The organism is Actinoplanes sandaracinus (assembly GCF_030009775.1).
Classification (GTDB): domain Bacteria; phylum Actinomycetota; class Actinomycetes; order Mycobacteriales; family Micromonosporaceae; genus Actinoplanes; species Actinoplanes sandaracinus.
On sequence record NZ_JASCTH010000071.1, the window covers coordinates 1 to 7,158 of the forward strand.

Below are 7,158 nucleotides of genomic sequence, written 5' to 3' on the forward strand. Positions count from 1 at the left end.
CAACTGCTCGGCCAGCCGCCGGATCGTCGGTTTGGGGTCCGACTCGCGATACAGGCGCACGGCACGCGCCCGCAGTTCGTCGGGGTACTTCTTCGGTGCTGCCACAGATGCTTCCTTCCCATGATCAATCGATCATGTTTGAGAAGCTCCGTTGAAGCGGGGGGAACTCAGCCAAAGGCTCCCACGGCGGCCGGCCACCCGCCTTCGACAAAGAGCTCTACCGGCTACGCCACGCCGTTGAGAACGGCATCGCCCGGCTCAAACGCCACCGCAGCGTCGCCACGCGCTACGCGCTACGACAAGCTTGCCGTCCGGTTCCAAGCCGTTGCTGGACGAGTGATGGTATGTGCCGTCAGGTGGAGGGGTGTATGACCTGCGGCGCATAGCGCGGGCTGCCATCGCCCGCCTTGCGACAGTCGTACCGGCGACGGGTCGTGCCTAGCGTTGATCCTGTGATTGAGGCGAATGCGCTGACGAAGCGCTGTAGCAGGAAAGCCGCCGTTGACGACCTGACGTTCCTGATGCGGGCTGGCATGGTGACTGGGCTTCTCGGTCCCAATGGTGCCGCCAAGACGGCCACGATGCGGATGATCCTGGGCCTGGACTTCCCCACACGCGGGATGGCGACAGTGGGCCGACGGCGTTACGACAGGGACGCATCATGACCGTCGAATCGCGGGTAACGCGGGTGCTGTTGGCCTGTGGGGCCGTCGGTGCGCCCTTCTCTCTGGTCGTGTTCCACCTCGATGCGGTGACCCGCCCAGGCTACGAGTTGCTTCGGCATGGGCCCAGTCTGCTGATGACTGGTGACTGGGGCTGGATCCAGATCACCAACTTCGTGGTCACCGGGATATTGATGCTCGCGTGTGCGGTGGGGCTGCGGCGGACACTGGTGCCGGGGCTGGGATCATCGTGGGGACCGTTGCTGATGGTGGCCTACGGGCTCGGCATGATTTGCACCGGCGTCTTCGTCACCGATCCGCAGTTGGGTTTCCCACCCGGCGCCCCGCAGGATCTTCTCCCAGGCGTCAACGCCGAAGCCAGCTGGCACGGGAACGTGCACACCGTTTCGGTGCTGTTCATGTACGCCTCGTTGACCGCCGCGTGTTTCGTCTTCGCCCGCCGGTTCGCCGCGGAGCCGGGCGGACGCTGGTGGGCGGCCAGTCTGGTAGCGACCGGCGTAGCGGCACCGACCGTTCTCATCGTGGGTGCCTTCATCTTTCAAACGCTTTCGCTGTCAAGCCAGTGGATTGCCGTGGCGGACGGTGTCGCCGGTCGCGTGATCATCCCGCTGGGCTGGATCTGGGCGGCGCTGGTCCCCGCACGCATGCTGGCGACCCTCACTCAGCCATCGCTCGCTTTCGCTTCCGCAGCCCCAGATCCCCGTACGACCCGTCCGAATGGAGAGGCATGTTGATGAACTTGAGCGGGCGCCAGGCGTGCGCAACGACCGAGGCGGTCCAGGCGTGAGCGCCATGGTACGACAGCACTGGAAACCGGCCCTGCTGCTGATGGTGCTCTCGCCGCTGGCTGAGGTCATCAGCGGCGCCACGCCGGCGACGCTGTTCTTCATGCCGGGGATATTCTTCCCGTACGCGACCCTCCTGTACGGATTTCCGGTCCTGGTCATCCGCGAGGTGGCCGTCCGCGGGAAGCTCGGCGTGCTCGGTCTGTGGTGTCTAGGACTGCTCTACGCGTTGTACAACGAAGGCCTCCGTGCCGCAACGCTGTTCTACCCGCTGGACGCCCCGCTCGACACCTTCTCGACCTACGGTCTCGTGGCCGACGTGCGCGTCCCCTTCACGATCTGGATCAGTTTTTGGCACGGCCTCTTTTCGGTGGTGATTCCGGTGCTCTTCGTCGGGTACCTGTTCCCGAAGAAGGCCGACGAGCCGTGGTTACCGGTCAAGGCGACGTGGTCGTTGGCGATTCTCAGCGTCGGAACAGCGGTCGCGTACTTCTTGTTCGTCGGCGAGGCGAGCACCACCCAGGACGCCACCACGTTGATCGTCCATTTGACGTTTCTTGTCGTCGCCGCGCTGGTGCTGTGGTTCGTCGCGGGCAGACTTCCACGGACCCCTCGTATCGTCGCGCACGGTGGGGCCAACGGCTTCAGCTGGAAGCCGTTCTTCTCGGGGGTGGGGCTCTACCTGTTCTTGTCGGTGGTCCCGGAGGTCATGGCCCAGGACAGCATTCCACCGCTCCTGTTCGCTCTCTACTTCGTCGTTCTCGCGGTGGTGGCCGGGTGGGCGATAGCCCGCCGACGGGAAACGACCCGCGCGCAGGTGGTGGTGTTCCTGCTCGGCAGCGGCACGGCGCAGGCCGCCCTCGCGGTCGTGTTCGGCGTGCTCATCGGCAACATCATATGGTCGATATCGGGGGTAATCTTCACGGCCATTTTCCTTGGAGCGCTGGTGCGCATCAAGCGGAGGCCGATGGCGGTCCTGGATGGTCGGGAGGCGTGATGCCCGCGCCGTATGCTGCTGATCATGGATAGGGTGCGGGCCGTCGCCGGACGCCACCCGATGGCCGTGGACGTTGGCCTGGCTGTGCTGGTGGCTGCGGCCAACGTTCCGGCGGCAGCGCACACCGGCACCGGGATGGTCGGCTGGTTGTGGTTCGTTGTGGCCCACCTTCCCCTTGTCTGGCGGCGGCGGGCACCGGTCGCGGTGTTCTGGATGGTCTTCGCCGTGGCGTTGACCGTGTGGACGGTGACTCGGGTCGATGTGGCTTACCCGGTGATCGTCATTCTGGTCGGGGTCTACGCCCTCGCCCGGTACCGGCCGTGGCGGCAGTTGTGGCCGGCCGCCGCCGCGGTCGAGTTCACCCTGGCGGTGGCCTGGCGGCAGGGGGAACTCCCGCGGACCGATCTGGTGGCGCTCACCGCCATCCTGGCCGCCACCGGGTTGCTCGGGATGACTGTCACGACGCGGCGGGCGTACCTCGCGGAGTTGGAGGAACGCGCTCGCCGGCTGGAACGCGACCGTGACCAGCAGGCGAAGCTCACTGCCGCCGCCGAACGCGCCCGCATCGCCCGGGAGATGCACGACATCGTCACGCACAACCTGGCCGTCATGGTCGCCCTCGCCGACGGGGCGGCGCTCACCGCGGCCGCTGCCCCGCAGCGCGCCGCCGACACGCTGGCGACCGTCGCGACCACCGGGCGGCAGGCCCTCGGCGAGATGCAACGACTCCTCAGCGTGCTCCGCGACGGCGATCAGGCGCCAGCCGGCCCGCTTGGGCTCACCCCGCAACCCGGCCTGGACGACCTCGACCAACTGGTGGAGCAGGTCCGCGCCGCGGGCCTACGGGTCACGCTGGTCCGCCAGGGCACGCCGGGCGAGTGGGGCCCAGGCGCCGGCCTGGCCGTCTACCGGATCGTGCAGGAGGCGCTGACCAACACCCTCAAGCACGCCGGCCCGCGGGCCACCGCGCAGATACGGCTCCGCTCCACCGCCACCAGCGTGGACCTGGAAGTCACCGACGACGGCACCCACCAGCCGGACCGACCACCGCAGTGCCCACCCGTCAGCGGGCACGGACTGCCCGGGATGATCGAACGAGCGGCGGCCTACGGCGGCGACGTCGAGGCCGGTCCGCTGCCCGGCACGGGGTGGCGTGTCCGCGTGCGGCTGCACTTTGACGACGGCAAGGGGCGTACGTGACCATCCGGGTGCTGCTCGTGGACGACCAGTCATTGCTGCGGCTCGGGTTCCGCATGGCCCTGGAGACCCAACCCGATGTCGAGGTGATCGGCGAGGCAGGCGACGGCGCGCAGGCCGTGACGATGACCCGGACGCTGTACCCCGATGTGGTGCTGATGGACGTGCGGATGCCGGTCATGGACGGCATCGAGGCCACCAGGCAGATCGTCGCCGCCGGGCTCACGGCACGGGTCCTGGTGCTCACCACGTTCAACCTCGACGAGTACGTCTACGCCGCGCTGCGCGCCGGAGCCAGCGGATTCCTGCTCAAGAACGTCCCGCCGGCCGACCTGTTCAACGGCATCCGGGCGGTCGCCGCCGGCGACGCCGTGGTCGCACCGAACGTCACCCGCCGGCTTCTTGACGCGTTCGCCGGCCACCTGCCCGACCCGTCGATCGGACGCTCACCAGTCGACGAACGGGTGCACCAGCTCACCGACCGCGAACGCGAGGTCCTCACCGAGGTGGCCCGCGGCCGCTCCAACGCCGAGATCGCCGAACGGCTGGGCGTCGTGGAGGGCACCGTGAAGACCCACGTCGGACGTGTCCTGACCAAACTCGGTCTCCGCGACCGAGTGCAGGTCGTCGTCTTCGCCTACGAGACCGGCCTCATCCGCCCCGGTCAGGACTAGTGTGCCGCACCTGAGATTGTTTTTAGAACCGCGGTGGTCGATGGTGACCCCTGGTTGGCCATGGAAACAGCCCGCCACGCACAATCCGGGGCCGCGCCCGTCTCAGCCAATCTGATCCGAGCACTTCAGTGAGCTGATCTCAGCGACGCGAATGTGTTGATTGGTGCGACACGGGCGAAGGCGGCGAGATCGGACGGTGCTGGAGAGGGGCGCGGAGCCCTCGGTAGGGAGTTCTCACCACAAGATCACCTACACGGTGAGGACTCAGCGTGATCGCATACCGTGCCATGATCGACGTTCCCAGGGAACTCGTGCAGTACCTCGGCCGGCTGCTCGCCGCTGAACGCCGAACCCGGGGAACCCGGCGTGACACCCGCGCCTTGACCTGCTTCTACCAAGCACTTCTCGTACTCGTCTGGTTCCGCAAAGCCGAGGACCTCACCCTGCTGGGTGCCGGATTCGGCATCTCCCGCGCCACCGCGTACCGCTACCGCGACGAAGGCGTCGCCGTACTCGCCGCCCAGGCAACCGACCTGCACACCGCCCTGAAACGGGTCCCCGACGACGGCTGGTCGTACGTCATCCTCGACGGCAAGCTGTTCGACTGCGACCGACTGACCGAGACCACCCTCTCGGTCCAGGGCGAGACCATCGACGCCTGATATTCCGGAAAGCACCGTGACTTCGGCGCGAACATCCAAGCCGTCATGCGCCCGCACGGCCTGCCGATCTGGACCTCCGCGGCGATGCCCGGGCACTTGCACGACACCAACTGCGCCCGCGAACTCGGCGCCACCGCCGCGCTGAACTGGCCCGCCGCCGAGCTCGACCTGCCCGCCCTGGCCGACTCCGGCTACGAAAGAGCAGGCCACGGCATCAAAACCCCGATCAAGCAACCGGCCGACGGCAAACCCCTTGCCATCGACAACCGCGCCCACAACCGGCTGCTGCGCGGCCTGCGCTGGCAAGGCGAACGCGGCTTCGCCATCCTGATCGGCCGATGGAAAACACTGCGGTACGCCACCGTCAGCCCGCGCCGGATCGGCGACATCGTCGCCGCCGCACTGCATCTGACCCACTACGAATACAAATACCTATCCGAATCTTGCTGAAATCAGTTCACTGACCCGTTGGCCCGAAGATTCCGAGGACAACCCTTACTCGGGGGGTATCTCCGCCTCCGGACCGATTGCTTACATCACGCTCAGCTACAGCCGGGCCGGCGAGGTGACCCTCCACGCAGCAGAACTGGCAGCCCGGCTCGGGCTTGTCTGTTTCGACCCGCAAACGGGCCGGTTGCGGCCTGGCGGCGGCGGAGAATCCGCCCCGCCATAGCCGTCGAAACGCCAGGCTCATTCAGCCGACGAACACACTGATCTGCCGCTGCTCATGTGCGACTGGGTAGGATCACGCGCGTGTTCATCGAGGTCATCGGACGTCGCCCTCTCCCCGACCAGCTTGACCGCGATGACGTTGAGGACCTGCTCGCCGAGGCGCTCGGAACGGACGGCGAGGTGACCGGAGCCGGTACCGGAGAGACCGGATGGCATCTCGACGTCGAGATCTTGGCCGACGCGCCCGACTCCCGGCAGGTTCTACGGCGATTGGCGATCGCGTTGGTCGAGCAGAACCTTGGGTGGATAGTGCTCCGACCCGGGCAGGAACTCTCCGGTAGGCCGGCTCAGGAGATTGTCTGAAACCCAGGCTATTGGACGCATGGATCTGCCGCCGAGCGCTCATGGTGGCCAGGCGGCGAGCCGACACGCACGCTGGTGCCGAGATCAGTGCGGACCTCGCATCACGCGGGTGTGCTACTGATGAAGGCCTCCGGCCGGCACAGTACGGTGATTCGATATGACAGGCCGACGTTGGACCAGATCCGGCCCCGCAGCGTGAGGCAGATGCCGACCCGGTCTTCGTGTTCCGGGTGCTCGAAGAAATCCGCACGTGGGTCCGCGATTGCGCCGACCAACCCTTGTGAGCCCTGCGTGGTGCCCGGCACCTGGAGCAGGCCGACGGCAATCTGGATCTCGGCGTCGTCGAGCTCGCGGACGGTGTACCAGTGGGTGTCAGGCAGAAACAACTGCGAGTCGACAACACGCCGCTGGTAGTTCGGTCCCATCATCCCGGATGCCGGGTCGGGGATGTCACCGATCCAGGCCGTCCCCGCGAAGTCGGTGCGCAGGCGCTGGGCGTCGGAGCGGAACTCCGTCACGAGCGTGTCGAGACGAGGCTGGGCGACGAGGTGCACGGATGCGTCGGTCATGATCGCACTCTAATCCGGGCCGGTGACACCTAACGTGGCGTGTGTCTCGCGGACGAGTTCCTACGATCATCACCATGTTGGCCGGCGCTTCGTGGAGGATGACATGGGCTATGCGTTCCACCTGACACGGGCCGCGGACTGGGCCGACAGCGAGTAGTCACCTATCGACCGCGAGGAGTGGGAACGATTCGCGGACAGCGCACCCGAACTAGTGCTAGACGGTCATGTGAGATGGCGTGACATCGGCTCACAGCGCGTCTACGGGATACCCGGCGCGTCGGTCGGCTTCTCATGGCGACATGGCCGTGTGGTGATCGAGGGCCATTTCTCCGATAACGCCGAGGAGATCGCTAATCGGCTTGCGGCGCTCCCGCGTGCGCGGGTGCAGGGAGACGACGAGGACTAATCCAGCCCTACGCCGCAACACTCTCTCATGGCACCCCTCTGTGTCAAGAGGCCGCGGCGGGGTCTGCTCTAAGGTGGGTTTCGGCGGGTCCGGGAAGTGACTTCTCCGAAGTGTCGGCCTTGGGGTTTGGGTCGGCCGCGCTGGATTGCA

At 66.7% G+C, this 7,158-nt stretch carries 9 protein-coding genes and 1 pseudogene; 9 read left to right on the forward strand and 1 reads right to left on the reverse strand.

The features are described 5' to 3' along the window. Positions 1 to 191 precede the first annotated feature (191 nt). From QLQ12_RS46455 to QLQ12_RS46490, 9 genes and pseudogenes are all read left to right on the forward strand, one after another. Positions 192 to 386 (forward strand): annotated as a pseudogene (locus QLQ12_RS46455) (hypothetical protein); the annotation flags it as partial. Positions 387 to 452: 66 nt separating this feature from the next. Then, positions 453 to 665: an ATP-binding cassette domain-containing protein gene (locus QLQ12_RS46460; protein ID WP_407651715.1), complete on the forward strand. Its 213-nt coding sequence runs from the start codon at positions 453 to 455 to the stop codon at positions 663 to 665. Further along, on the forward strand, positions 662 to 1,417 hold the full coding sequence (locus QLQ12_RS46465) for a DUF998 domain-containing protein (RefSeq protein WP_282767492.1): 756 nt from the start codon (positions 662 to 664) through the stop codon (positions 1,415 to 1,417). Before QLQ12_RS46460 ends, QLQ12_RS46465 begins: the two co-directional genes overlap by 4 nt. Before the next feature lie 49 nt (positions 1,418 to 1,466). After that, a complete protein-coding gene (locus QLQ12_RS46470; protein WP_282767493.1) occupies positions 1,467 to 2,465 on the forward strand; it encodes a hypothetical protein in 999 nt (332 codons plus the stop codon). A 24-nt stretch (positions 2,466 to 2,489) separates the two neighbouring features. Next, on the forward strand, positions 2,490 to 3,665 hold the full coding sequence (locus QLQ12_RS46475) for a sensor histidine kinase (RefSeq protein ID WP_282767494.1): 1,176 nt from the start codon (positions 2,490 to 2,492) through the stop codon (positions 3,663 to 3,665). Next, a complete protein-coding gene (locus QLQ12_RS46480; RefSeq protein WP_282767495.1) occupies positions 3,662 to 4,336 on the forward strand; it encodes a response regulator in 675 nt (224 codons plus the stop codon). The genes QLQ12_RS46475 and QLQ12_RS46480 overlap by 4 nt, the downstream gene beginning before the upstream one ends. A gap of 269 nt (positions 4,337 to 4,605) precedes the next feature. Next, positions 4,606 to 4,998 carry a transposase family protein gene (locus QLQ12_RS47310; protein ID WP_407651716.1) on the forward strand — a complete coding sequence of 131 codons (393 nt, stop codon included), beginning with the start codon at positions 4,606 to 4,608 and terminating at the stop codon, positions 4,996 to 4,998. A 45-nt stretch (positions 4,999 to 5,043) separates the two neighbouring features. Then, positions 5,044 to 5,448, forward strand: a complete 405-nt coding sequence (locus QLQ12_RS47315) for a transposase family protein (protein WP_407651717.1) — start codon at positions 5,044 to 5,046, stop codon at positions 5,446 to 5,448. A 303-nt stretch (positions 5,449 to 5,751) separates the two neighbouring features. Beyond that, positions 5,752 to 6,033 (forward strand): hypothetical protein, encoded by a 282-nt coding sequence (locus QLQ12_RS46490; protein ID WP_282767496.1) that lies wholly within the window; start codon positions 5,752 to 5,754, stop codon positions 6,031 to 6,033. A gap of 101 nt (positions 6,034 to 6,134) precedes the next feature. Here QLQ12_RS46490 and QLQ12_RS46495 read toward each other — a convergent pair whose 3' ends face one another. Further along, complete coding sequence (locus QLQ12_RS46495) at positions 6,135 to 6,602, reverse strand: hypothetical protein (RefSeq protein WP_282767497.1); 468 nt, start codon at positions 6,600 to 6,602, stop codon at positions 6,135 to 6,137. Between the last annotated feature and the right edge of the window lie 556 nt (positions 6,603 to 7,158).

Coding starts and splice junctions, on each gene's coding strand:
- QLQ12_RS46495 (WP_282767497.1), bottom strand. CDS start 6,602: ATGACCGACGCATCCGTGCACCTCGTCGCCCAGCCTCGTCTCGACACG.
- QLQ12_RS46465 (WP_282767492.1), top strand. CDS start 662: ATGACCGTCGAATCGCGGGTAACGCGGGTGCTGTTGGCCTGTGGGGCC.
- QLQ12_RS46475 (WP_282767494.1), top strand. CDS start 2,490: ATGGATAGGGTGCGGGCCGTCGCCGGACGCCACCCGATGGCCGTGGAC.
- QLQ12_RS47315 (WP_407651717.1), top strand. CDS start 5,044: ATGCGCCCGCACGGCCTGCCGATCTGGACCTCCGCGGCGATGCCCGGG.